The following is a 26,066-nucleotide window of genomic DNA, read 5'->3' as shown; positions in this document are numbered from 1 at the left end:
AATATTCCCGGGGGGATTTTTCCCTGTTTACAAAGCAAAAGGTTTTGAATGGACATCTTTTATGCTTGTCTTTCCCCGAAAAGTTTTAAGGTTTAAATGAAAAAGAAAGAAAATGCTGGTTTTAAAATTTGGCGGAAGCTCGGTAGCTACGGCCGAAAATGTGAAAAGAGTCATAGAAATTGTTCGTGATAAAATCAAAGAAGAACCTTCGTTAATTGTTGTGGCATCGGCATTTGGCGGAATTACCAATCTCCTTGACAAAAGTGGAGAGAAGGCCCGGAGCGGTTCGGAAGAATATAAATCTTTCCTTGCCACGATAGAAACCCGGCACATGACGATGATAGAAGGTCTTTTCCCGTTTAAAAATCAGGGAGAGATAAAGGCTTCCGTAAAAATGATCTTGAATGAACTCGAAGACATTTGTTTTGGGATTTTCTTGTTGCAGGAAATGAACCGGCGTGTCCATGACCGGTTGCTCTCTTTTGGCGAAAGATTGTCCGGAAAGATTATTTCAGAAGCTTTTCGTTTACAGGGTATTCCAATTAATTATCAGGATGCCCGGGAATTGATTATCACAGAAGAAAACTGGGAACGCATACAGGTTGATTTTTCTGAAACCCAAAAGAGAATTGACCGGCAACTGAAAAATGCTTCCTTTCCGGTTTATGTTCCCGGTTTTATTGCATCAACCCGGTCGGGGATTCCCAGCACGTTGGGACGCGGAGGCTCTGATTATACCGCCGCTTTACTGGCTGCGATGACCGGTAGCCGTGCCCTTGAAATATGGACAGATGTGGACGGTGTGATGACAGCCGACCCGGCGTTGGTGGAAAGTGCCATGCCGTTATCGAAATTGTCTTACAGCGAATTGATGGAAATGTCGCATTTTGGGGCAAAGGTTATTTTCCCCCCCAGTATCCAGCCGGTAATGAAAAAAAATATCCCGGTATGGATTAAAAATACATTTCATCCGGAAGTTCCGGGAACATTGATTGATGCGGATGGAACGGAAAACGGACATCCGGTAAAAGGACTTTCTCATATTGAAGGCATTGTGTTACTCACTATTACGGGTGGAGGAATGGTCGGTGTTACCGGAACTGCTGCACGGCTTTTTTCTTGTTTGTCACAACAAAATGTAAACGTTATTTTTATTACACAGGCATCGTCAGAGCATTCTATTACCCTGGCCGTCAGTCAGGAAGATGCGGAGAAAGCCACAAAAGCCATCGAAAATGAGTTTGCTGCCGAACGGAAATTGGGATTAATAGATCGTCTGCTTATAGAAAACGGCTTGTCGATTGTTGCTTTGGTGGGCGATAAAATGAAATCCTCTTTGGGATTAAGCGGAAAAGCGTTTGATGCCTTAGGGAAAAACGGAATCAATATCCGGGCCATAGCCCAGGGGTCTACAGAGAAAAATGTCTCTTTTGTGGTAAAGGAAAACGATGTTGTTAAAACTTTGAATGTTTTGCACGAACGTTTCTTTTTGTCTCCTTTTAAAAAAGTTCACCTGTTTATGGTTGGGGTTGGAAATGTGGGAAGTGCTTTGTTAGAGCAAATTCAGCGCCAGTATTCCTGTCTGAAAAAAGAATATGCATTGGAAATAAAAGTAATGGCGGTGGCCAACAGCCGGCTGATGGCTTTTGATGATTCGGGAATTGAATTAGGAAACTGGAAAAAACAACTGGCGGCGCAGGGAACTCCTATGAACAAAGAACTTTTTGTACAAAAAATGAAAGCCATGAACTTGCGAAATTCCATTTTTGTGGATAATACCGCAAGTCATTCTATCGCCCTGTTGTACGAAAAGATATTGAAAGCGAGTATCAGTGTTGTGGCTTCCAACAAAATAGCGGCATCCGGTTCCTACTCAACGTATAAAAAGCTCAACGATACTGCGTTGTCCATGAAAAAGAAGTTCCTTTACGAAACCAATGTGGGAGCCGGTTTGCCGGTTCTGAAAACCATTAGGGATATGCGTAAAAGTGGAGACAAGATTTTCCGGATTCAAGCGGTTTTGTCCGGTAGCCTGAATTTTATTTTCAATCATTTTACCGGAGAAACTCCTTTTTCGGAAATTGTGAAACTGGCAAGAGAAGAAGGTTATACCGAGCCCGATCCGCGTATTGATTTGAGCGGACAGGATGTGATGCGGAAAATTCTGATCCTTGCACGCGAAAGCGGTTATCCGTTAGAACCGGATGAGGTTTCCGTGGTTCCGTTTTTGCCGGAGCATTTAATGAAAGCCGATTCTGTGGAGAAGTTTATGGAAGAGCTTGAAAAACAAAACAATAGCTTGGAAAAGCAACGCCAAAAGGCCGAAAAAAATCAAAAAAAGCTGCGTTATGTGGCGGAGTTTAACCGGGGTAAAGCACAAGTAGGACTTCAAATGGTTGATCCGGACCAGCCGTATTATCAGCTTGACGGAAAAGATAATATCGTCCTTATCTTTTCGCAGCGTTATGACGAGCAGCCGCTGGTAATAAAAGGTGCCGGTGCCGGTGCTGCCGTGACTGCTTCCGGTGTTTTCGCCGATATTATTTCCATAGTAAATCAATAAAAAATGAATGCAATAACAATTTTTTCTCCTGCTACGGTAGCCAATGTTTCCTGTGCATTTGATGTAATGGGGTTTGCCGTTGAAAATGCCGGCGACCGTATGATCTTTCGCAAAACAAAAGAAAAAGGAGTGCGTTTGCGAATGAAAAATTTCCGGGAACTTCCGGTAGAGCCGGAAAAAAATGTGGCCGGGGTAGTGGCTTTGGCCATGCTGAAAAAGGCGGATCCTGATTTTGGTATTTCCATCGAGATGGAAAAAGGAATTCTTCCCGGCAGCGGGATGGGCTCCAGCGGAGCCAGCGCTGGTGGAGCAGCCTTTGGAGTAAACCAATTGCTGGGCGAACCTTTTGACCAGAACGAACTGATCGGGTTTGCTATGTTGGGCGAAGCGTTGGCCTCCGGTGTGGCGCATGCCGATAATGTAGCTCCCAATCTTTTTGGTGGTTTTGCTCTTGTGCGTAGTACCCATCCGCTGGATGTGATCCCGCTGCCGGTTCCCGACGGCTTGTCGGTTAGTTTGATTCATCCATTGATCGAAGTAAAAACCCAAAATGCACGGAATATTCTGAAGAAATCTATCTTGTTAAAAGATGCGGTTACCCAGTGGGGAAATGTGGCAGCATTGACGGCCGGGTTGTTTACCGGAGATTTTGAATTGATTGCACGATCGATGCACGACGGAATTGTAGAACCGGTTCGTTCGATGCTTATCCCCAAGTTTGATGAGCTGAAACAGGCGGCGCTCAATGCCGGAGCACTCGGATGTAGTATTTCCGGTTCCGGCCCCTCTGTTTTTGCCCTGTCAGCGGATAAGGAAACCGCTGAAAAAGTTACCCGTGTCATGTATGAAATTTACCAGAATATTGATGTTCCTTTTGAGACATTTACTTCCGGAATTGCTTCATCAGGTTGCCGGGTCATTCATTCGTAAATTTATCATCATTAAAAAAATTGTCTGAAAATGAAATATTATAGTACCCATCGTCAATCACCTGAAGTTTCTTTTAAAACGGCTGTTTTAACCGGTTTGGCACCGGATAAAGGATTATATTTTCCGGAAAAGATTCCGGTGATGGAAAAAAGCTTTTTCGAAAAATTACCAGCGCTTTCTTTGCCGGAGATAGGTTATCATTTTCTAAAGCCTTATGTGGATGGTGATCTTTCTGACGAGGCGTTGAAAAAGAGTATGGAAGCGGTTTTTTCTTTTGATACGCCGTTGGCAGAGGTCGCAGAAAATCAATATGCACTGGAGCTTTTTCATGGCCCTACTTTGGCTTTTAAAGATGTGGGGGCACGAACTTTAGCCCGTTTTATGGCCCTTTTTTCCGGACAGGATAAAACCACCATCCTTGTGGCTACTTCCGGCGATACCGGTAGTGCGGTAGCACAAGGATTTCTTGGTATTCCTCATGTGGATGTGGTGGTTTTGTATCCCAAAAACAAGGTAAGCCGGTTGCAGGAAAAGCAATTTACTACCCTGGGACAAAATATCACAGCACTTGAAGTAGAAGGTACTTTTGACGATTGCCAACGGATGGTGAAGACGGCTTTTGCGCACGATGAACTGAACCGGAAAATGCGGCTGTCGTCGGCCAATTCCATCAATATAGCCCGTTTGTTGCCGCAGGCCATCTATTATTTTTATGCCTATGGAAAAGTAGCCCGTCAGAATAAACCGGTGGTGATTTCTGTTCCGACGGGTAATTTGGGTAACCTGAATGCCGGGTTGCTGGCGAAACGTGCCGGTTTGCCGGTAAAACAATTTATAGCTGCCGGAAACAGAAATAATGTTTTTCAGCAATATCTTGAGACCGGGGTTTTGAAAACAAGGGCTTCGGTACCGACTATTTCCAATGCCATGGATGTGGGAAATCCCAGCAATTTTGTGCGTATTCAGGAGTTATATGGCCATTCTTACGAAGATGCCCGTCAGGCTATCGTTCCGTTTCATTTTACCGATGATGAAACCCGGCAGGCTATAGCTACTGTTTACCGGAAAACCAGTTACATGTTGGATCCGCATGGTGCTGTAGCCTGGCTCGGACTTTCGGAATACATGAAACAGCATCCGGATGATTGTGGTATTTTCCTTGAAACAGCCCACCCGGCCAAGTTTTATACGGTAGTGGAAAAAGAGATTGGGGTAAAAGTACCGCTTCCAGAACGCTTGTCTGTCCGGTTGAATCACAAAAAAAGGAGTATTCCGGTAAAAAATGATCCGCAGGAACTGATTGATTTTTTGATGGAGCACAAAAAATAGCCGGATCTATTTTTTCTTTTCCTGTTTTTTAGGCGGTGTTTCGCGAAAGTCTAATGCCAGAGAATTAACACAGTAACGTAATCCTGTGGGACGGGGGCCATCCGGAAAAACATGGCCGAGGTGGCTTCCGCAATGGGCGCATTTTATTTCTATCCGGTTCATCCCGTGGCTGGTATCCGGTACTTCAATAATATTTTTATTGTTGGCCGGAGCATAAAAACTGGGCCATCCCGATCCGGAATCATATTTGGTATCGGATGAAAAAAGCAAAGCCCCACAGGCAGCACAGTAATAATTTCCGTTCTTTTTGTTATAAATATATTTCCCGGTGAAAGGAGGTTCTGTACCACAGGCCCGCATCACCTGATACTGTTGCGGACTTAGTTTTTGCATCCACTCTTTTTCACTTAACTTTACTTTTTGCACGTTCTTTCCGGCGTTTTGTTGCTGCCCGAATAATAAAACAGGAGCCAGCAGAATAAAGAAGAATAACTTTTTCATGTTCGCGGCAAAGATAACGCTTTTGACCGGACTCCGCCGGAAGCAGGCAAATGTCCGTTTTTCTCTCTGTGGCAGAAGATGAAAAAGAGAATTTAGAATCGTGATCCCGGTAACGTGTCATCCAATAATATTCATACATTTGCGTTTCATTATCGTACGGGATGAAAGAATCATTTTTCATGAGTAAAAACGTATTTTTTTCTGTTTTGTTGGCTTGGTTTATGGGGGGCAGCTTGATGCTTTTGCCGGTGGAATCCGCATGGGGACAGCTTCCCTGCACCATTACCTCCAGTGCAACTTCTCCGGTTTGTTATGATACGCCTTTCACCCTTTCGGTGCAGGAACAAAATGGGTTGAAATACCAGTGGAATACAGGAGATACTACCGCTTCTATTACCGTACGTTTAACGGCTCCTGCCGACTTTACGGTAACGGTTACCGATCCGGTTACCGGCGCTGTTTGTTCCAGTGCTCCTTTTCACATGGATGTCCGGCCAAAAATTAATGTTTCGTTTACCCAGTTACAGCTTACTTGTACTGATGCCAGCCAGGATATTGGAAATACAGCCCAGGTAAAAGCAACAGCATCCGGTGCTTATTCGCCTGATGAATACAGCTATTTCTGGAATGTTAAACCCATCCAGATTTCACCAAGCGATCCTTCGCTGGCTGTCGGGTTAAGGGCGCATCAGTATTATTCTATCCGGGTAACTGCGCCTGACGGTTGTGCATCGGTTGATACTTTTTATACCCGTGCTTATCCCAATCCGGTAGTCAAGATCACAGCCACTCCGGATACGGCTTACATTCAAAACCCGCACATTACTTTTTCGTATGAAAATTTATCGGAAGATACCCTGAAAATTTCCAATAGTTATTGGGAATTTGATAAAGATCAAAATTCCTATCCCGAAAAGGAAATCACCCATACCTTTGATGAAGTGGGAACCTATACGGCCTATTTGACCGTTTATAATCCTCAGGGATGTGATACGCTCTTTACCCACGTAGTGGATATTTTTCCGGTTCAGCTGTTTATTCCCAATGTTTTTACTCCCAACGGCGATGGGTATAACGATTATTTTGTGATCAAAGCAAAAGATGCCAACGACAGTGGAACCAAAAGTACATCTGCTGTTTCGGGTACAGATAGCTATAGACCACTCAATGATTATTACGAAAAAACGCATCTGGTTATTTTTAACCGTCTTGGAAGAAAAGTTTTTGAGTCGTACGATTATAAAAACGACTGGGATGGTGGCGGATTACCGGATGGAACCTATTTTTATGTCCTGAAATGTCAGGGATATCAAGATAAAAATGTGGTTTATAAAGGTTCTGTTACTATTTTTGCAGGAAAAAAATAAAAAAATGATAAAGAAAAGTATTTCGCTGATTCTGATTTTGTCCGGCATATTATTTTTCGGCGCTTGTCAGAATGCATCACAAAAGAAAAGTACAGCCCAAAAATCGGCTACACCGGCAGTAATTAAAAAAACGGATACGGGAGATGCTCCGGTAATGACTTTTTCGGAAACCGAACATGATTTTGGAAAACTGACACAGGGCGATATTGTGAAATATACTTTCCATTTTACCAATACCGGTAAGTCCGATTTAAAGATCTCGCATGTAAGCACCAGCTGTGGTTGTACCGTGGGGAAATATCCGCATCAGCCGATAAAACCCGGCGAAGGAGGAGATATTGTGGTTACTTTTAACACAAAATATAAATTTGGCTATCAAAACAAAAGCATTATGTTGCTGGCCAATACCAAGCCGGCCCGTACGGTATTACACATTAAAGCAGTGGTAGTAATACCAAAAGACAAGAAATAAGAAATTAATTTTAACCATTATAATCAAAATCATCTAAGCAAATGAATACATTATTCGTATTACTGGCCGCACCTCAGGGGCAGAGTTCCCTGATGAGCCTTTTACCGTTACTTTTAATCCTTGTGGTATTTTACTTCTTTTTTATCATGCCCCAATCGAAGAAAAACAAAGCCCTGAAAAAATTTCGCGAAGGGCTGAAAAAAGGAGATAAAATTGTTACGATTGGCGGAATTCATGGTAAAATCGTGGAAGTAAAAGAGAGAACCGTGGTTATCGAAGTGGGAACACAAGGGACTAAAATGACCATTGAGAAGTCTGCTGTAGCCATGGATAACGAAATTATGGGACAGAAATAATTTTTTATCCGGCTTCAGTGTAAAAAGCCTTTGTTTTTCCTACGTAAGGGAGGACAGAGGCTTTTTTGTTTCATAGGTTTGTCGGATTTATCATCCGGTTTATCTTTTGAGAAGTACTTTTTGTAGAAAATATTTTTTTCCCCTGAAAAGTTATCGGAACTTTGCACGGTAACCTTAGAAAAAAGGGGATATTCCCTCATTTAAGAATAAGAAATAGAAAAAACACGAACGATGAAAAAAATAATTATCACTTTTCTTTCTGTTGTTTTACTAATATCTTACGCTTCCGCTAAGAAAAAACACGGAATCCATTGCCAAAAACAAACACAGAAATTTGTTGTTGACGGAAAACTAAACGACTGGAATGTTGATTCGCTTCGGTATGATCCTAAAACAGGGTTTGCTTACGCTTTTAGCAACGATGATAAAAATCTGTATGTACAGATGAAACTTTTAAACCGGATGGTAAATATGAAAGCTTTGCTTACCGGTTTTACCTTGTGGATAGATCCTGCCGGAAAGGGAAAACATGCGTTGGGCGTTAAGTATCCGCAAGGCCGGATGAATCAACAAAAACCCGGAGCCCGTTCTTCACAGCAGCAAGGACATCGTCCGGGAAGTGGTGGAAGACCCGGACAGCAGGCAGGAGGAAAACCGACTCCTGAACAGATAAAAATGTTTAACGAACGTTTTGCCAATGAAATTCCTGACTTTATTGGTTTTGAAAAACAGGGATTTCACCCCGCTATTGGTGGTGATGACGGGATTGATGTACTGCTCAGGATGGATACGCTTGGCCAGTTGATCTATGAAGCCCGTATTCCGTTGAATCTGGTATTTAAAAATCCGGAAGAGTACCTGAAAGATAACAAGCCATTCTCACTGATCCTGGAAACCGGATACATGAAAATGGATATGTCGCGAATGCCACACGGTGGTATGGGTGGCCGCATGGGTGGCGGCGGCGGAATGGGCGGCGGCATGGGTGGCGGCATGGGCGGCGGTGGCGGAATGGGCGGACAACGCCCTGACCCGTCTCGTATGGCCATGATGCAGCAAATGGCTGAGCCCTCGCGGTTGAAAATAAAAACGGTATATCTTAGTCACCAGTAATTAATATTCTCCGATAATGACCGGATCTTTACGGGTGTTTCTCGTTGCCCTTTTCCTCTTATTGGGTGGAAAAGAAATCCTGAAAGCCCAAAGACCTTCTGCAAATACTTCGTCAACATCTGAAGGAGGAAGTATTGTTGGGAAGGTAAAAGACAGGAACGAAAACGTTCCGATGCAATATACGAATGTTGTGTTGTATCGTTTGCCCGATTCGACGATGGTAAATGGTACGATTACAAACCACGAAGGAGTTTTTAAATTTACAGGCCTGAAAAATGGCCGCTATTATTTGAAAATTCATTTCATAGGATTTCAGGTAAAGACAATAGGAAATATCGTCATTTCGCCTCAAAAAAGAGAGGTAAAATTACCAGCCATTTATTTGGATCCGGTAGCCTCTACGTTGCGCGACGTGGAAGTAAAAGCCAGCCGTTCGCGTATTACTTATCAGGTGGACAAAAAAGTGGTGAATGTAACCAAAGACCTGATGGCTTCGGCGGGTTCGGCCATTGATGTGCTGGAAAATGTGCCATCGATTGATGTAGATTTGGAAGGAAATGTTTCTTTGCGAGGCTCTTCCAACTTTACGGTTCTGATTAATGGCCGTCCCAGTGTGCTGGAAGGAAATGATGCGCTTCAGCAAATACCGGCGTCTTCCATTCAAAGAATAGAAATCATTACCAATCCTTCCGCTAAATACGATCCGGAAGGCGTGGGAGGAATCCTGAATATTATTCTGAAAAAAGGTAAAAACCTGGGAATTAACGGCCTGATCAATGGTTCTGTGGGGTCTAATAATAAGTACCGGGGAAATGCATTGGTAGGATACCGTACCAAAAAGTTGAATGCTTTTATTACTGCAGAGGGAAGTTATCGTGACATGAACATGTACGTGACTACCGATGATGAAACCTATCTGCCGGATACGATAAATTACCGTCATAGCCTGATAGACCTTGTCAGAAACCGGAATGGTTATGGCGTGGGAGGCGGCTTGGATTATTATTTGAGCAAAAAGGCAACATTGACCTTCTCCGGTAAATATGGTGGAAGAGGATTCGGAATGGATAATACAAGCCGGCGTAATATTTATACTGTTCCCGCTTATGAAGATATTTATTCAAAATCTTTTAGCCATTCCAGTAGCTGGGGAAACTATTACAGCCTACAAAGTGATTATCTTCAGAAATTTAATGACCATGGGCATCAATTGGAATTTTTCGTCTATTTCTCTGGAAAGAATGATGACGAAACGGAAGTTCAATCCGATTATTTTACGGATCCCCAATGGAATGATATTGGTGATTTGTCGTCTGGTATCCGCACCCGGACCATTGATTCATCAAATGATATAAGAGTAAAAGTAGATTACAGTTTGCCTGTCGGGAAAAAGGGAAAATTGGAGGCAGGCTATCAGAGCCGGTTTTACAACGAAAACGGCGAGTATGCTTATGAAGTTTTTGATACCGCTACCGGACAATGGTATTCAAACGAGAATTATCAGAGCCTGGTCGATTTTAAAAGAAACATTCATTCGGCATATATTAGTTTTAAAAATGTCCGTAACAGTTTTGGATACGAGCTGGGATTCCGGACAGAATATACCGACCGCAGTGTGGATAATCATGATGACAAGCCCGCGTTTGTGATACAGCAATTTGATTTTTTCCCTACTGTGCATTTATCGTATCAGCTACCGGATAATTATCAGGTTTATACCAGTTATAGCCGGCGGATTAACCGGCCTGACCAGTGGAGTCTGAATCCGTTTCCCATGATTATCGATCCTTATAATATCCGGGTGGGGAATCCAAAGCTGGAACCTGAAAAGATTGATTCTTACGAATTTGGAGCACAGAAGATTTTTGCTAAATCGTTTATTTCGTTTGAATCGTATTATCGGGTTACCTCTAACCGGATTACCCGTGTGCGATTGCTGGATACGGCGGGAATCATTATCCATACAAGAGAAAATGTGGACAAAGATTATTCGCTTGGTGCTGAGCTTATGGCAAATCTCAGACTGGTAAGCTGGTTTAGCATGAATGCCAGTTTTAATATATATCATTATAAGCTGGAAGGAAGCATTGAAGGAGAGGATGTGGCTTCGAACTCCACAAACTGGTCAGGACGTATGACGGCTTCTTTTTCTATAAAAAAGAGCCTTCGGATTCAATGGATGGGAATATACCGGAGTAAAACGGTTACGTTGCAGGGTACCCGAAAAGGCATGTTTTATACCAACCTGGCCGTCCGGAAAGATTTTCTTAAGCACAAATTGAATTTGACTCTTTCTGCCCGGGATATTCTTGGTACGGCACAATATGAGTCAACAGCCACTGGCGAAGGATTCCATTCTCATTCTATTTTCCGGCGAGAATCTCCCATTGTATTATTGAATATTGCTTACGTAATTAATAATTACAAACAAAAACAGCGGCGGAATGCCGGTTCGCAGCAAAGTGCGCCGACAGATCTGGGCTTTTAAAATGGGAAGTTTTTAGGAAATGAAGTCCCCGTGAAATACGGGACCGCTCATTTGGAAAAAACACTTATTTTTGTTCAAATTTAAAAAAGAAAAAGATTATGGCAGAAAAAGTGCACACAACATGGATTGATGGTATGGCTTTCGAAGCCAAGGTAGGCGGATTTCATTTTACCCTGGATGCGGTGGAAGCTGTAGGCGGTAAAAACCGGGGACCTCAACCCAAACCTTTGTCGCTGGTTTCACTGGCCGGATGTACCGCTATGGATGTGATTTCTATTCTTGGCAAAATGCGGGTAAAACCCGATTTTTTTGATGTGGAAGTGGAAGGAGAACTTACCGATGTCCACCCGAAATATTATCATACCATCCGGATTAAATACATTTTCAAAGGAAAAGACCTTCCTATGGATAAACTGGAAAAAGCAGTGAACCTTTCGCAAGACCGTTATTGCGGAGTAACTGAAATGTTGCGTCGTGCTGCGGAAATTCACCACGAGATAGTTATTCTTGACGAATAAAAACAGAAAACAGAGAATAAAAAAGCCCGGTAAATCCGGGCTTTTTTGTTTTTAGGATAAAATCCGTTTGATAAAACGCAATTTATGGGTGTATTTTTTCAATGTTTGGTTATAGATTCCTTCATGATCAATAGCATCAATACGTACCTGACCTGATGAGTGGATAATTTCATGGTTATTGAGCAGGATGCCTACATGAACAATCCGTCCTTCTTCATTTTCAAAGAAAGCTAAATCGGCCGGACGGGCTTCTTCCACAAAACCGATAAGTGTACCCCGTTCGGCTTGTTGCGAAGCGTCACGCAAAAGATCGTAACCGCACATTCTGAAAATAATCTGTGTAAATCCGGAACAATCATTCCCGAAAAAAGAACGTCCACCCCAAAGATAAGGGGCTCCCAGATATTGCCGGGCAGTTTCCAAAAGCTTTTCGGTGGATTGTTGTCCCGTAAGTACGGATACTTCTTTTTGAAAGGTATATTCCGCATTATGCAAACGGAAACTGTTGCCGTTAAACAACGGTAACCGGCTTCCTGCGGTCAGGTAAAGCAATTTTCCGTCTTTTTTGTTTCGTGCTTCTACAAATTTTTCCGCCAAATAAACTGGCTGCTCGTTGATGAGTTGTTCAAAATAAGATTCCGGATAAAACGAGAGTTGTTTCTCATCAACCCATCCGGCATAATCATCGTGTAAAGTTTCGATAAACAGCCACGAAAGATAACGGTCTTTAATCTGTACCAGATCACCAAAAAGTAATTGATTTATCATCTGGCTCCTGTCCGATGGCTTTTCTCTCACCGGAATGGTGGAAAGTGTGCAGATTCCTTTGTCCATAATTTCTCGAATAAATGATAGAAATCAGGGATTTCTTATTTTTGTATCCGTTAAAAAACGGTGATGAAGTCATTTTTTCCAAAATTACAACAATATTCGTACGACCTGCTAAAAATTCTGACTTTTGTCGTGGCAGTGATTATCGTGGTTTCTGTGAGTCCGCGCGAAAGAATTTTTAAGTATGAGTTTAGTATAGGCAAGCCCTGGAAACATAAAGATTTATATGCTCCGTTTAATTTTTCTATTTTAAAAACCGAAAAACAGTTGGCACAGGAGCGCCAACAGGCTTTAAAAAATCTGAAACCCTATTTTCAATATGACGAGAAGGCCACCAAAGCCGGACGTGCTTTGCTGATCAAGAGTTTTGGAGAAAACTGGCATTTTATCAGTCGCCACATGAATCCGGAGATCAGTCGGCAGGATTCGATTACTTATCTGGATGCTTTGCTTGCGGTGTACGATCAGGTAGAGCGCGGAATTATCCGCCTTGATCCGGTACTGGAAGGAAAAGACAAAACCTTCCAGATTCGGCTGATAAAAAACAACAAGGTAAAAGATTATAATCTCTCGCAGCTTTATACAGTAAAAGAAGCCGATGATTATGCCATCAACTATTTGCGGCAGCTGAAAAGTCCGGATAGCTTAATGCTGTTTAAGCTGATAAATAACTCGTTGGTACAAAATGTAATATACGATAAGAAGAAGAATGAATTGGTGCGAAAAGAGCTGCTGTCAAAGATATCGCCTACACTCGGGCTGGTTCAGAAAGGCGAGCTGATCATTTCGCAGGGAGAATTGGTGACGCCGGAAAAATACCAGCAGCTGATTTCTCTGAAAAGAGAATATGAGCAGGAAGTAGGGAATTCAAAGTCGTGGAAATATGTCTACGCCGGGCGACTTATCCTGATTTCGCTGTTGTTCTTTGTGGAGATGATGTTCTTGTATTCGTTCATGCCCTCTATTTATAACGATCTCCGGAAATTGCACCTGTTGGTGGGAACGCAGGTGGCATTACTCATGGTGGCGTTTTATATCTTTTCTCATTTTCCCAACTGGAGCTACATCATCCCGTATGCTATTTTGCCCATTATCGGGGCGGCTTTTCTTGACCGGCGCGGTGCTCTGGTGGTTTATCTGATTACACTGATGCTTTTGGGCTTTTATGCGCCTAACAGCTTTGAGTTTTTCTATACCCAGTTTACAGCCGGATTCGTAGCGGTATTTTCTGTCGGACAACTGTCGAAGCGGTGGTATCTGGTCAGGAATTCTATTTTGGTTTTTGTAACCTACATGTTGGTGTATATTAGCATGTTGCTCGTTCAGGAAGCTTCTTTGTCCAGTATTTCTTCCCGCTTTGTTTTGATGCTGGCCGGTAGTTCGCTGCTAACTTTGCTGGCTTTTCCGCTGATCTTTGTGTACGAAAAACTTTTTGGTTTGGTAACACAACTGACCATGCTGGAACTTTCCAATACCAACAATCCGCTGTTGCGTGAGCTGGCAGAAAAAGCCCCGGGAACTTTTCAGCACTCCATGCAAGTGGCTAATCTGGCTTCCGAAGTGCTTTATGTGATTGGCGGAGATGCTTTGCTGGCCCGTACCGGTTCGCTATATCACGATATTGGAAAGATGAAACATCCGCTGTTCTTTGTGGAGAATCAGCCGGAAGGCTATAATCCACACGATGAACTGAGCTATGAAGAGAGTGCCCGGATCATTGTCGGCCATGTTTTAACCGGCATTGAAATGGCGCGGAAAGCCCGGTTGCCGGAACAGATTATTGATTTTATCCGGACGCACCACGGAACACGGCGGGTAGAGTATTTTTATCGTCTTGAGAGAAGACAAAATCCGGGGATGGAAGTCAATGAAACCGAATTCAGATATCATGGTCCGGTACCGTTCTCACGGGAAACAGCCGTGGTGATGATGGCCGATTCGGTAGAAGCGGCATCCCGGAGCTTGGTAAGTCCTACCGAGCAAAAAATTAATGATTTGGTTGAACTGATTGTCAATTCCATGATGGAATCTCAGCAGTTTAACAATGCGCCGATTACCCTAAAAGAGATTACGCAGGCCAAAAAGGTACTGAAGAAAAAGCTGTTGAATATTCATCATGTCCGGATTGCTTATCCGGATTAAAAGAAAAGCCGGATACGCGAAAGATAATCTTTGGTTTCGGGGCCCAGATTAAAAAGAACATCCAAAATGCTGAGGTTAGCCTGGAAAGGATGGCGGTCAGAAAAAACCTGAACATATTCCGGAAAAATTCCTTCCTGTTTTTTCTTGGGCGAAAATGCATCCCGGAAATCGGATGCGTCGGTTACTTGTTTCTCAAAGTAGGAAGTGGTTTGCCAAACAAAAGGAATTTCGATGAGTTCGCAAAGTTTTTCGATAATCATTCGGTTCATCTGAAAAAGATTATCAAATTCTCCAGAAAAGAAAGGTTTGATCTCATCGGCGTAATACAAAAAATAAGGAGAACCCTGGTAGGCAGAATGAATGGCCCGCCAATGTTTCAAAAACCATTTTTCATCGTTGAAAACAGTGACCTCGGTAATCGGTGTATGATGGCCTTTGGGTTGTTTTACCGGAACGGATAACGGAAGTACGCCCCGTTCCGAAAAAATATGACACCGGTTTCGGTAAGTCTGTTTCGGATAGGTTTCAAAAGCTTCTATCAGAACTGGATGTTCCGGCAAAAGTGAAAACCATCCGGCAGGTGGAAACCATGCGGTCGATAAAAGTATGGGATTTTGCTGATGAACCATAACTTATGCAAATATAAGGGTAACAAAAAAGGCTGCATACCTGAAAAGGAGATGCAGCCTTATACGTTTTCCCGTTGAAATTACTTTTCTTTTTCTGTTTTTTGATCTTTCAGCAGGACATCGTTGATGGCCTGAATCAGGGTTTCTTTGGGAAGAGCGCCTACAGCCATCTGAGGTTGTCCGTCTGCCGGGCAAAAAAGCATCGAAGGAATGCTGCGGATACCAAAGGCAGAAGCCAATTCTACTTCCTGCTCGGTATTTACCTTGTAAATATCAATTTTGCCTTTAAACTCTTCGGCGAGTTCTTCCAAAATAGGAGCCACAATTTTACAAGGTTGGCACCAATCGGCATAAAAGTCAATAATACAAGGCAGTTTGCCTTCGAATTTCCATTCTTGATTTTTTTCGTAATTAAATACTTTTTCTAAGAAGGTTTGTTTTGTTAAATGTTCCATTTTTAATGATATCTGTTATTTAAAGGTGTTATTTTTTTGCTTTCGGTTTAATATGAAGCAGTTGTTCGTTGATGATTTGCACATAGGTATCGCGCGGAAGCGACCCGACTTGCATCATTGGTTTTCCTGTTTTCGGAATAAACAGAACGGCTGGAATATTCTGGATTCCCAATATGGAAGCCAGTTTGTTTTCTTTGTCCACATTTACTTTGTAAATAGTGACTTTCCCTTTGTATTTATTGGCCATTTCCTGCATGATGGGAGCTACCCGGCGACAAGGACCACACCAGTCGGCGTAAAAGTCAATGACACAAGGACCGTCGCCTTCGTAAACCCATTGCTGGGGATGTTTCTCAAAATTCCAGATTTTTTTAATAAAAGTAGCATAGGTTAAATGTTCAGGAACAACCTGAACATTGTTACTGCTGTCTTTTACAATTGTCGCACTGTCTTTTTCCTGATTTCCTTTAATGCTGGTGCACCCGGAAAATACAATTCCGATAATGAGTACCAGTAGGGGAATAATCTTTTTCATATTATTTATAAACTGTCTTAATAAATGCGGTGCAAAGATAGTATAAATTAGGTTTGGTGTGGAGAAGAAATAAAAAAGTTTTGTGAAGAAAAAACAGAAAATGGGTTTATTTGTAACTTATTAGTTATCAGTAGTTAAATAGCTGTATTTAATATGTTTGCTCCGTGAAAAACGGACGCTTAAAATACGGATAACAGGCAGGACGGGTAAAAATTTTTTAGAAAAAAAGAGAAAAATCGGTATTGGTGTTTGGCTGTTTCAAAAATATTGTATTTTTGCACCCTCAAACGGAGGTCCCGTAGCATAATTGGATAGTGCACCTGACTACGGATCAGGAGGTTGCAGGTTCGAATCCTGCCGGGATCACGAGATTAAGCCCTGAAAAGCAACGCTTTTCAGGGCTTTTTGCTTTTTAGGCATCCGGTTGAAAAATGAATCTTTTTTTGTCTTCACATTGACATCCGGTAGGATAAATCTCTAAAAATATTCAGTACAAAGAGAAATTTGAATCACCAGAATGGATCAACCGGGGGCAGAATTCCTTTTTGGGTTGCCCGTTTTTCCGAATCTTAAATTTTACTGGGGCATGCCGGCGTTGTTATTTTTACTGAGCCTAAAATACAGCAAAACCTTGCATAAATCGAATTTCCAGGAATAACTTTTCTAAATTTGCACTTGTTAATTTATAAACAGCTTTGCTATCACAGATTTTAAAACAGGAATATGCATGCTTTAGTATTTGTTAAACAGGTTCCCGATGCTTCGCAGGTTCGGGTAAATTATGAGACGGGAACACTCATCAGGGAAGGGGTTCCCGCTATTTTGAACCCTTTTGAAGCTCATGCGGTGGAAGAAGCCGTAAGAATCAGGGAGAAATTTGGCGGTAAAGTAACCGTAATATCCATGGGGCCTCCTCAGGCGACCGAAGCACTGAAAGAGTGTTTGTCGATGGGGGCCGATAAAGCTTACCTGTTGTCCGACCGTGCTTTTGCCGGTTCGGATACGTTGGCGACTTCGTATGCGCTTTACGAAGGTGCCCGGAAGATTATTGAACTGGAAGGTCCTGTCGACCTTTTCTTTGCCGGAAAACAGGCCATCGACGGCGATACGGCACAAACTGGTCCGGGAATTGCCACCCGCTTTGAAATTCCGCTCGTTACTTATCTGATCAAAATGGACGAGTTGAATTTTGAAAAGAAATATGCCGTGGCTACCCGGTTGACTGAATTTGGTCAGGAAACGTTAAAAGTACCGTTGCCTGCATTTTTCACGGTGGAAGAAAGTCTGAATGAACTTTCACATGCTCCTTTGCCGTGGCTTATCCGGGCGGCACAGACAAAGATTGAAAGACTCTCCAGCGAAAACGTAACGCTCGACAGAGAACAATGCGGATTGCGACATTCGCCCACAAAGGTGAAGAAAGCGTTTACTCCCGAAAAAAGACAACGGGGCGAAACGCTGACAGGTTCTGTAGTGGAACTCATTGATAAAACTTCGGAAATTTTAATGCCGTTTTTGAAAAAGGATTTGTAATATGGAAAATAAAAAAGATACATCCGGCCGGGAAACGGAAAAAGCACAGTATAAGGATGTGTGGGTTTTTGTGGAACAAACCGACGGTGTGGCACAGCCGGTATCGTTTGAGCTTTTGACCAAAGCCCGTGAGCTGGCCGGAAAAATTGGCTGCGAAGTAGCCGCTGTTTCTATCGGAAAATCGGTTTCTCACCTTGCTGATGAGGTTTTTAAATATGGTGCCGATAAATTTTATGTCATTGAAAATGATGTGTTTGAAAGTTACCGGACTGAACCTTTCCGGGATGCTCTCTCTGACCTGGTGCGAAAATACAAGCCCGAAATTTTTCTTATCGGAGCGACTACCCAGGGACGTGACCTTTCGGGTACGGTGGCTACAGAATTAAAAACCGGGCTGACAGCCGACACCACCAAACAGGAAATTGACCCTGAAACCGGCTTGCTGCTGATGACCCGGCCTACTTTTGGCGGAAGCCTGATGGCAACCATTATTTGTCCTGACCATCGTCCGCAAATGTCCACTGTCAGACCGGGGGTTTTTAAAGCCGAACCGCTTGACAAACCCAAGCAGGGAAAAATCATTAGAGAAGAAACGAAAATTACGGAAGAACAGGTGGTTAAAAAGATTCTGCAAAAAGTAGTTTCTTCCGATAATGTGGTGAACCTGGGCTTTTACGATGTGATTGTGGCCGGTGGAAAAGGAATGGGTAATAAAGATAATTTTGAAATGCTCATCGAACTGGCTGATTTGCTCGGCGGTACCTGGGCCGGCTCGCGTAAGGCGGTTGAACTGGGGTTCGTGCCACAAACCCGGCAGGTTGGACAAACCGGACAAACCGTACATCCCAAACTGTATATCGCCTGTGGTATTTCGGGGGCTATCCAGCATCTTGTCGGGATGCAGACTTCCGATACCATTATTTCCATCAACATTGATGAAAATGCTCCCATATTTGACGTTTCGACCTATTGCATTGTGGAAGATGCGTTAAAATTTGTTCCAAGACTGATTGCTGAATTAAGAACAAAAACCAAGACCGTAAAAAAATGAGTGAAAAATTAAAATATGATGTTGTAGTGGTGGGAGCAGGACCTGCCGGTCTTTCTGCCGCTATTGTGCTTGCCAGGGCAGGGGTTCGTGTCATTGTGATTGAACGCGGCCGTTTTCCCGGAGCCAAAAATGTAATGGGTGGCGTTTTTTACAGCGATTGTATGAAAGGTGTTGTGGATAATTTTCCGGAAGGCGCCCCTGTTGAACGGCATATTATCGAACAGCGTATCTGGATGCTTGACGATGGAGCCTCGGTGGGATTCAGCCACAAAAACGACCGGTTTAATCAGGAGCCGTATAACTGCTTTACCGTTTTCAGAGCAAAATTCGACCGCTGGCTGGCCGGCGAAGCCGAAAAAGCCGGTGCGCTTATCATTAACAATACGGTGGTGAAAGAGCCGCTGATGGCCGACGGCAAAGTTGTCGGCGTGAGAACCGACCGGCCGCAGGGAGATGTTTATGCCGATTGTGTGATTGTTGCCGACGGGGTTAACTCGTTATTCTCTAAATCGCTTGGACTTAGAAAGAAAATTGTGCCTGCTCATGTGGCGCTTGCCGTGAAGGAAGTAATTGGTCTGGACGAGAAAGTGATTAACGACCGTTTTAATGTCCGTGACGGCGAAGGGGTAACCATTGAAATGACCGGTAGTTATTTCAATGGCGAAACCATGGCTTTTCTTTATACCAATAAAAAATCGTTGTCGCTCGGAGTGGGGATGATTCTGAGTGATATGATTGAAAATAAAGTGAATCCCAACGATTTGATCGAACACCTGAAAAAACATCCGTCGGTAGCGCCACTTATCGAGGGGGGCGAAACCAAGGAATATCTGGCGCATTTGATTCCCGAAGGCGGATACAAAGCCCTGCCCAAGCTGGTTTTTGACGGAGGAATGATTGCCGGTGATGCGGCCATGATGGTGGATTCAATTCACCGGGAAGGTTCGAACCTGGCTGTCACATCCGGGAAACTGGCTGCCGAAACTTATCTGGAAGCAGCCAAAAAAGGTGATTTCTCTGAAAAAACCCTGTCGTTGTACGTGAAAAAACTTGAAGACAGTTTTGTGCTGAAAGACCTGAAAAAATATAAAAGAGCTCCCGAACTGCTTCATACCAATAAAGCGCTTTTGCAGAAATATCCCAAGTTGTTGAATAATGCTGCTTTTGAAATGCTGAAAGTAGATGGCGTTCCTAAAAAGGATAAAGAAAAACTGATCTGGAAAAGTGTGAAAAAGGAAATTGGCATTGGCCATTTGGTGAAAGACCTGTTTAAATTATGGAGGGATTTAGGATGAGATTAGAAGATAAATTATACCTCGACGGTTATAAGACCGATGAAACCGGTGGCTCACATCTTATTATCAAAGATCCGTCGGTATGCCGCTCGTGTGCATTGAAACAGTGTTTGTATGTTTGCCCCTGTGCGGTGTATGAACAAAATGAAAACACCGGACAGATAGAAGTAAATTACGAAGCCTGCGTCGAGTGCGGAACCTGCCGTATTGCCTGCGATAATATCGATTGGCGTTATCCGCGCGGAGGTTTTGGTATTGCTTATAAATTTGGTTGATAAGGGATTGAGACCTTTGTAAAAGTCCAGAAACTGTTTTGGCTTTTAATGGGTAAAGGTCTCGTCTTATTTCAATTACGCTTTTTCTGCGTTGAATCCAGTCGAATGATATAAAAAAAAGAGGCTGTCCGGTAGGACAGCCTCTACATGTTCGTGGGTATTTACCATTGTAGATTTTACGACAGGATCATTCAATATATTTTATATTGATTTTTTCAATCTTGCCGTTAAATTTAAATGGTGCCCTGTCGTAATAATCAAGCGAAACCGGAGACATCAGGTCTTCGCCTACGTCAAAAGTTTCTGAAGCGGTGAATACGGCGGGAACAGTACGGCCTACTTCAGCAGTACCAACTTTTTTACCGTCAATGAGTAATGTCATGGTTGCAGGGGCAAGGCGTTTTTTATCTTTCGCTTTGAATAGTACTTCAAGCGTATGTTTTCCTGCCGGTACTTTTTTATTTGATTTTACTTTGTAGCGATTAAGGGTCATGGCGTTGTATTCGGCTCTCAGATAACCGTGATCCATATAAACTGTAAAACCGGCAGAGACGCCTCCTACCGCATATATAACACCACTTGCATTAGCCGGGACATCTACCTTTATGGTGGAATGTGTAGAAAATCCGCTCATGAACTTGGGCGCTTGTGACTCGGGAATACGGTTCATGCCTTCATACAGGTTCCACTCTTTCAGCGGACTGGCTTTTATTTCGTCAGGATGGTAAATTACCGTGTAAAGTCCTCCTCCGATAGGGAATACGTTGTTTTTTTCAGCCTGAACAAGGAAATACTCTTTTAGCTCTTTCAGTTTTTCGGGGTACTTATCCGCTACATTATGTGCCTGAGAGAAGTCTTCGGCTACATGATATAATTCCCAGGTGTCTTTTTCAGGATCCCAGTTTTTGAAATGGCTTGCTGCGGGATTCCACGGGTTACGCGGTCCAAATACACCGGCAATCCACCCATCTTTATAAATGGCCCGGCTGCCCATCACTTCAAAATACTGTAAGGTGTGTTTTTCCGGTTCTTCCGGATGATCAAAAGTGTAAGCAAAAGATACACCATCAATATCATCCTGGGCAACGCCATTGTAAAAATCTGGAGGGGTAATTCCGAGAATCTCATAAATTGTAGGAGCAACATCGATTACATGAGTAAACTGGGAACGCATTTTCCCGTCGTGTTTTATTTTTTTCGGCCAGACAATGACCATGGGGTTGCGTGTTCCGCCAAAATGTTCGGCTACAAGTTTGGTGCTTTTGAACGGAGTGCTGCCGGCCCAGGCCCAGCCATGATGGTACATGTTTTCCAACTTGGGGCCGCCCAGCGCTTTCATTCCGCCGTAATCCCTGTTCAGCACTTCAATTTGTTCTTCAATGGTACTGGGCATAGCATTTTGTGCCAGCAGCTCAGAGATACTTCCGTTGATTCCTTCAGCAGATGAACCATTATCCCCATTAATGTAAATGATCAGGGTGTTGTCGGCAATCCCCATTTTTTCCAATTCTTCGACAATCCGTCCGTATTGTACATCGGTATGTTCAAGAAATCCGGCATATATTTCCATCAGACGCGTTTGAAAAGCGCGTTGATCTTCCGGAATGTCACTCCATTTTTGCATGGTAGGATCAATGGGGGTAAGCTCGGCATCTTCAGGGATAATTCCCATTTTTTTCTGGCGTTCAAAAGTTTGTTTCCGCAATTCTTCCCAGCCCATGTCAAATTTGCCTTTGTATTTGTCAGCCCATTCTTTTGCTACATGATGGGGACCATGAACTGCTCCGGGGGTGAACCAGACAAAAAAAGGTTTATCTGGGGTCAGCGATTTTACAGAGTGTATGAATTCAATGGCTTTGTCAGCCATAGCCTCGGTAAGGTGTTCGCCGTGTTTGATGGTAACGGGGGTTGTGTTTTCCCAAAGGGCCGGTTCCCATTGTGATGTTTCCCCTGCGATAAATCCATAAAAGTAATCGAATCCCAGTCCCAGTGGCCATTGATCAAACGGACCATTTTTTGTGATATCGGTAGTTGGCGTGTTATGCCATTTGCCAAAGGCAGCTGTTTTATAGCCGTATGCTTTCAGTATCTGGGCCATGGTTGCCGCATTTTTTGGAATCCGGCCAATGTATCCGTCCCAGTCTGCAGCAAATTCGGATATTTGTCCGTAACCTACATGATGCTGATTGCGGCCGGTGAGTAATGCAGCGCGCGTAGGGGAGCACATGGCTGTCGTGTGAAACATATTGTAGCTGATGCCCTCTTCAGCCAGTTTGTTGAGCGTCGGAGTATGTATTGGTCCGCCGAAAGTTTCCGGATTACCGAAGCCCGTATCATCGGTCATGAAAATAATGATATTCGGCGCATCTTTTGGAAGCCGGTGTGGCATTTTTCTCCAGTGATGTTCAGAATCTTTGAGTGTGAGTCCGGCCTTACTTGCCGATTTTGGATAAGGAAAAGGGAGATTTTGTTGTCCAAAGGTCGTTAACGAACCCAGTACAAAAATTAGAGCAAATAACTTTCTCATTGTGTTAAGTGTTAGTTTATAATGTTTTAAGTTGGTTTGTTGTGTGGAAACTATCTTGGAGATGGTTTTATTTATTTAAATATTTGAGTGCAAAAATATTCATTTTGTTTAACTTTCAAAATGAAATGTATTTGTGGGTAGAATTTATTTCCACAAAATTTTTTTTAAATTTGACTTTCGATTAAAATTTTTTGTACTTTTGAACCATCTTTTAGGGCGTTCTGCCCATAGGGTTTTCATAATTGTTGGTTTAAGCATCTGCCTTTATCGGCAGGTGCTTTTTTGTTGGACTTACCGTAAAAAAGAGAAGCTTGTCTGTTGGTTTCCGGTCGTTTTCTTGTAAAAATATCTGACAGTCCGTAAAAAATCAATACTTTCGCAAGGCTAAAAGTTATTCACATGGGCATACTCAAAGTTATTTTTATACTTTTTCTTGTTTGGTATGGTATAAAGTTGATATTTAAATATTTACTTCCCAAAGTACTTCTCCGTTTTTTAAGAAAGCATGGCTTTGGAGCGGAACCGGATATGCCGGCAGGCAAGGAAGGAGAGATAAAAATAAAAGTGAAACATTCTGCCGAAAGGCGAAAAGATGATGGCGAATTTGGAGAGTATGTTGATTTTGAAGAAATAAAACCGGATCAAAACGAGAAAGATGAAAAATAATTGGCTGAAAAAAGCGGCTCCTTTTCTGGCTGCGCTGTTTATATTCCTTTCGATCACGGTGGTGTATTTTTCTCCGCTGTTCGAAGGACAAAAACTGAAACAACATGATATTGCCATGTATAAAGGCATGTCGAAAGAGATTGTTGATTTTAGGGACAAAACCGGTCAGGAGCCGCTGTGGACCAACTCTATGTTTGGCGGGATGCCGGCCTGGCAAATTTCAGTGATATATAAAGCCAATCTTTTCCGTGCTGTCGATAAAATTTTACGGCTCGATTTACCTCCTTCGGCCAGTTATGTATTCCTTTATTTTTTGGGATTCTTTGTTCTTTTGCTTGTTCTGCGGGTTGACCCGTGGCTGAGTATCGTGGGGGCGATTGCATTTGCCCTTTCTTCGTACTTTTTTATTATTCTTGGTGCGGGACATACTTCCAAAGCCCATGCTATTGGCTATATGGCGCCGGTACTGGCCGGAATTATCCTGACCTATCGAGGAAAGTTGTGGCCGGGAGCGTTGCTTACGGCGGTGGCTCTCTCCCTTGAGATTATTGCCGGCCATTTGCAGATTACCTATTATTTGTTGATTCTGGTTGTAATTTACGGTGTTTATCAGCTGATTAAATCGTGGCAGGAAAAACAGATGGCTTATTTTGTAAAAGCCACGTTGGTTCTGTTGGCAGCGGCGGGTATTGCGGTAGCGGTAAACATTACGCCTCTTTGGGGGACAGCGCAATATGGAAAATATACCATGCGTGGTAAACCGGTGTTAACCAAAGAAAAAGAAAATAAGTCCAGCGGACTCGACCGGGATTATATTACGGCCTGGAGTTATGGTATCGGGGAAACCTGGTCGTTGATGATTCCGGATGTAAAGGGCGGTGCCTCCGGATACATCGGTTTTGAAAACAAGGCGCTGGACAAAGCAGATCCGAATTTTCGCCGGATAATTGCCCAGCAAAATGCTTATTGGGGTAATCAGCCCGGAACTTCCGGTCCCGTTTATGTTGGAGCGATCATTGTCTTCCTTTTTGTTTTGGGAATGTTTATTCTGGACGACAAACTAAAATGGGCTCTTTTTGCGGCAACGGTAATCGCGATTCTTTTTTCGTGGGGAAAAAACTTTATGGGGCTCACCAATTTGCTAATTGATTATTTGCCCGGATACAACAAGTTCCGGGCGGTATCCATGATTCTGGTTATTGCCGAGCTGACGATCCCGTTACTTGCTATTCTTACCCTGAACCGGATCATAAAAGAACCCGGATTGTTGTTGAAAAGAAAAAAAGCCTTTTTAATTTCATTAGGACTGACAGCGGGTTTGGGCATCCTGTTTTATTTGTTCCCGGATACATTTTTTACCTTTTTCAGTAAATATGAAACGCAGCAGTTTGCCCGGTTGAAACTGGATAATAATCCGGCGCAGGTAACTTTGTTTATCAATAGCCTGAAAGATGTACGCATCGCTATTTTCCGGGCAGATGTATTGCGTAGCATGGTTTACATCTTACTTGGTGCTGCAGCACTTTATCTTTTTGCTCTTGGAAAATTGAAAAAAGGGTGGTTTTTGATGATCCTTGGGGTGCTTATCCTTGCTGATCTGGCCGGGGTTGATCACCGCTATTTGAATGACAATAATTTTGAACCGGCCCGGAAAGCAGAAAAACCGTTCCAGCCAACGGTAGCCGATCGTTATGTTTTCCGTGATAAAACACCCGATTTCCGGGTGCTTGATTTGACAAAAAATGTTTTTAACGATGCCAGCACTTCCTATTTCCATTTTTCCATTGGCGGTTATCATGGAGCTAAACTACAACGTTATCAGGATCTTATTGATGAGTATCTGATGGCGGAGATTACCGACTTACGTCATGTATTTGCATCAAAACCGACTCCTGATCGGGTTGAAGCGGCTTTGCAAAGAGAGCAGGTTCTCAATATGCTTAATACAAAATACATTATTTACAATCCGAAGGTTGAACCCATATTGAACACTTATGCTTTTGGGAATGCATGGCCGGTGCAATCGGTGAAAATGGTGAAAAATGCCGATGAAGCGATTGCTGCTTTAGGAAAAACAGATTTGCATTCGGAAGTGGTGGTGGTAAAACAGTTTGCCGGATTACTGCAACAAAAACAATTCCCCTTGGATGCTTCGGCGCAGATCAAGCTGGTTTCGTATGCTCCTAACCACCTTGTTTATGATTTTCAGTCGAAAGCTCCGCAGCTGGTGGTATTTTCTGAGATTTATTATCCCAAAGGGTGGAAAGCCTTTATCGACGGGAAAGAATCACCTTATTTCAGAGCTGATTATTTGTTGCGGGCGATGGTGGTACCTGCTGGTCATCATCAAATTGTATTTACTTTTTCGCCCAAAGCCTGGAAAGTGGGAGAGACGATTTCTTTAATAGCTTCTCTTGTTTTACTGCTTCTTTTGGCTGTTTATTTGTTTTATACGGCCAAAAAAGTTTGGGGAAAACCTAAAAAATAGAG

Annotated in this window: 22 protein-coding genes and 1 tRNA gene; 17 read left to right on the top strand and 6 right to left on the bottom strand. The window is 43.0% G+C overall.

Going from position 1 to position 26,066, the window contains the following annotated elements:
* Window positions 1-112 precede the first annotated feature (112 nt).
* The 3 genes from thrA to thrC are packed head-to-tail and all read left to right on the top strand — an operon-like array spanning window position 113 to window position 4,822.
* The gene (thrA, locus tag LA303_RS09710) at window positions 113-2,563 is read left to right on the top strand and encodes a bifunctional aspartate kinase/homoserine dehydrogenase I (RefSeq protein WP_240525087.1); all 2,451 of its coding nucleotides are present in this window, start codon (window positions 113-115) and stop codon (window positions 2,561-2,563) included.
* 3 nt (window positions 2,564-2,566) lie between these two features.
* Entirely contained in the window at window positions 2,567-3,493 is a 927-nt protein-coding gene (locus LA303_RS09705) for a homoserine kinase (protein ID WP_240525086.1), read from the top strand.
* Between the two features lie 30 nt (window positions 3,494-3,523).
* The gene (gene thrC, locus LA303_RS09700) at window positions 3,524-4,822 is read left to right on the top strand and encodes a threonine synthase (protein WP_240525085.1); all 1,299 of its coding nucleotides are present in this window, start codon (window positions 3,524-3,526) and stop codon (window positions 4,820-4,822) included.
* A 6-nt stretch (window positions 4,823-4,828) separates the two neighbouring features.
* On the opposite strand, the gene msrB is transcribed toward thrC, so the two are convergent.
* Window positions 4,829-5,248: a peptide-methionine (R)-S-oxide reductase MsrB gene (gene msrB / locus LA303_RS09695; RefSeq protein WP_240527134.1), complete on the bottom strand. Its 420-nt coding sequence runs from the start codon at window positions 5,246-5,248 to the stop codon at window positions 4,829-4,831.
* A gap of 254 nt (window positions 5,249-5,502) precedes the next feature.
* Here msrB and LA303_RS09690 point away from each other — a divergent pair, with 254 nt between their 5' ends.
* From LA303_RS09690 to LA303_RS09665, 6 genes are all read left to right on the top strand, one after another.
* The gene (locus LA303_RS09690; protein ID WP_240525084.1) at window positions 5,503-6,690 is read left to right on the top strand and encodes a T9SS type B sorting domain-containing protein; all 1,188 of its coding nucleotides are present in this window, start codon (window positions 5,503-5,505) and stop codon (window positions 6,688-6,690) included.
* Between the two features lie 4 nt (window positions 6,691-6,694).
* On the top strand, window positions 6,695-7,162 hold the full coding sequence (locus LA303_RS09685) for a DUF1573 domain-containing protein (RefSeq protein WP_240525083.1): 468 nt from the start codon (window positions 6,695-6,697) through the stop codon (window positions 7,160-7,162).
* Window positions 7,163-7,203: 41 nt separating this feature from the next.
* Complete coding sequence (gene yajC / locus LA303_RS09680) at window positions 7,204-7,518, top strand: preprotein translocase subunit YajC (RefSeq protein WP_240525082.1); 315 nt, start codon at window positions 7,204-7,206, stop codon at window positions 7,516-7,518.
* Window positions 7,519-7,749: 231 nt separating this feature from the next.
* The gene (locus LA303_RS09675) at window positions 7,750-8,631 is read left to right on the top strand and encodes a hypothetical protein (protein ID WP_240525081.1); all 882 of its coding nucleotides are present in this window, start codon (window positions 7,750-7,752) and stop codon (window positions 8,629-8,631) included.
* 16 nt (window positions 8,632-8,647) lie between these two features.
* A complete protein-coding gene (locus LA303_RS09670; protein WP_240525080.1) occupies window positions 8,648-11,119 on the top strand; it encodes a TonB-dependent receptor domain-containing protein in 2,472 nt (823 codons plus the stop codon).
* A 98-nt stretch (window positions 11,120-11,217) separates the two neighbouring features.
* Window positions 11,218-11,637 carry an OsmC family protein gene (locus LA303_RS09665; RefSeq protein ID WP_240525079.1) on the top strand — a complete coding sequence of 140 codons (420 nt, stop codon included), beginning with the start codon at window positions 11,218-11,220 and terminating at the stop codon, window positions 11,635-11,637.
* A 51-nt stretch (window positions 11,638-11,688) separates the two neighbouring features.
* On the opposite strand, the gene LA303_RS09660 is transcribed toward LA303_RS09665, so the two are convergent.
* Window positions 11,689-12,471, bottom strand: coding sequence for a C40 family peptidase (locus tag LA303_RS09660; protein WP_240525078.1), 783 nt, complete (start codon window positions 12,469-12,471; stop codon window positions 11,689-11,691).
* Between the two features lie 63 nt (window positions 12,472-12,534).
* Here LA303_RS09660 and LA303_RS09655 point away from each other — a divergent pair, with 63 nt between their 5' ends.
* The gene (locus tag LA303_RS09655; protein WP_240525077.1) at window positions 12,535-14,610 is read left to right on the top strand and encodes an HD family phosphohydrolase; all 2,076 of its coding nucleotides are present in this window, start codon (window positions 12,535-12,537) and stop codon (window positions 14,608-14,610) included.
* Here the strand turns inward: LA303_RS09655 and LA303_RS09650 are convergent.
* The 3 genes from LA303_RS09650 to LA303_RS09640 all read right to left on the bottom strand — a co-directional run bounded on the left by LA303_RS09650 (window position 14,607) and on the right by LA303_RS09640 (window position 16,229).
* Window positions 14,607-15,239 (bottom strand): WbqC family protein, encoded by a 633-nt coding sequence (locus LA303_RS09650; RefSeq protein WP_240525076.1) that lies wholly within the window; start codon window positions 15,237-15,239, stop codon window positions 14,607-14,609. The two genes, LA303_RS09655 and LA303_RS09650, sit on opposite strands and share 4 nt — an antisense overlap.
* An 80-nt stretch (window positions 15,240-15,319) precedes the next feature.
* On the bottom strand, window positions 15,320-15,694 hold the full coding sequence (gene trxA / locus LA303_RS09645; protein WP_240525075.1) for a thioredoxin: 375 nt from the start codon (window positions 15,692-15,694) through the stop codon (window positions 15,320-15,322).
* A gap of 28 nt (window positions 15,695-15,722) precedes the next feature.
* Window positions 15,723-16,229, bottom strand: coding sequence for a thioredoxin family protein (locus LA303_RS09640; protein WP_240525074.1), 507 nt, complete (start codon window positions 16,227-16,229; stop codon window positions 15,723-15,725).
* 292 nt (window positions 16,230-16,521) lie between these two features.
* On the opposite strand from LA303_RS09640, the gene LA303_RS09635 reads away from it, so the two are divergent.
* From LA303_RS09635 to LA303_RS09615, 5 genes are all read left to right on the top strand, one after another.
* Window positions 16,522-16,595 (top strand) — tRNA-Arg (locus LA303_RS09635).
* Window positions 16,596-16,952: 357 nt separating this feature from the next.
* Window positions 16,953-17,762, top strand: a complete 810-nt coding sequence (locus LA303_RS09630) for an electron transfer flavoprotein subunit beta/FixA family protein (RefSeq protein ID WP_240525073.1) — start codon at window positions 16,953-16,955, stop codon at window positions 17,760-17,762.
* Between the two features lies 1 nt (window position 17,763).
* Complete coding sequence (locus LA303_RS09625; protein ID WP_240525072.1) at window positions 17,764-18,813, top strand: electron transfer flavoprotein subunit alpha/FixB family protein; 1,050 nt, start codon at window positions 17,764-17,766, stop codon at window positions 18,811-18,813.
* Window positions 18,810-20,108: an FAD-dependent oxidoreductase gene (locus LA303_RS09620; RefSeq protein ID WP_240525071.1), complete on the top strand. Its 1,299-nt coding sequence runs from the start codon at window positions 18,810-18,812 to the stop codon at window positions 20,106-20,108. The genes LA303_RS09625 and LA303_RS09620 overlap by 4 nt, the downstream gene beginning before the upstream one ends.
* Complete coding sequence (locus LA303_RS09615; RefSeq protein WP_240525070.1) at window positions 20,105-20,383, top strand: ferredoxin family protein; 279 nt, start codon at window positions 20,105-20,107, stop codon at window positions 20,381-20,383. The genes LA303_RS09620 and LA303_RS09615 overlap by 4 nt, the downstream gene beginning before the upstream one ends.
* 187 nt (window positions 20,384-20,570) lie before the next feature.
* Here LA303_RS09615 and LA303_RS09610 read toward each other — a convergent pair whose 3' ends face one another.
* Complete coding sequence (locus LA303_RS09610; RefSeq protein WP_240525069.1) at window positions 20,571-22,910, bottom strand: sulfatase-like hydrolase/transferase; 2,340 nt, start codon at window positions 22,908-22,910, stop codon at window positions 20,571-20,573.
* A gap of 399 nt (window positions 22,911-23,309) precedes the next feature.
* Between LA303_RS09610 and LA303_RS09605 the strand changes: the two genes are divergently transcribed.
* Both LA303_RS09605 and LA303_RS09600 read left to right on the top strand, forming a co-directional pair.
* Window positions 23,310-23,576 (top strand): DUF4834 family protein, encoded by a 267-nt coding sequence (locus tag LA303_RS09605; protein WP_240525068.1) that lies wholly within the window; start codon window positions 23,310-23,312, stop codon window positions 23,574-23,576.
* A complete protein-coding gene (locus LA303_RS09600; protein ID WP_240525066.1) occupies window positions 23,566-26,064 on the top strand; it encodes a YfhO family protein in 2,499 nt (832 codons plus the stop codon). The genes LA303_RS09605 and LA303_RS09600 overlap by 11 nt, the downstream gene beginning before the upstream one ends.
* Window positions 26,065-26,066 lie beyond the last annotated feature (2 nt).

Origin of the sequence: Candidatus Sulfidibacterium hydrothermale, assembly GCF_020149915.1 — a bacterium.
In the GTDB taxonomy this organism is placed as follows: Bacteria; Bacteroidota; Bacteroidia; order Bacteroidales; family F082; genus Sulfidibacterium; species Sulfidibacterium hydrothermale.
This window is presented reverse-complemented; position numbering and strand designations above follow the sequence as displayed.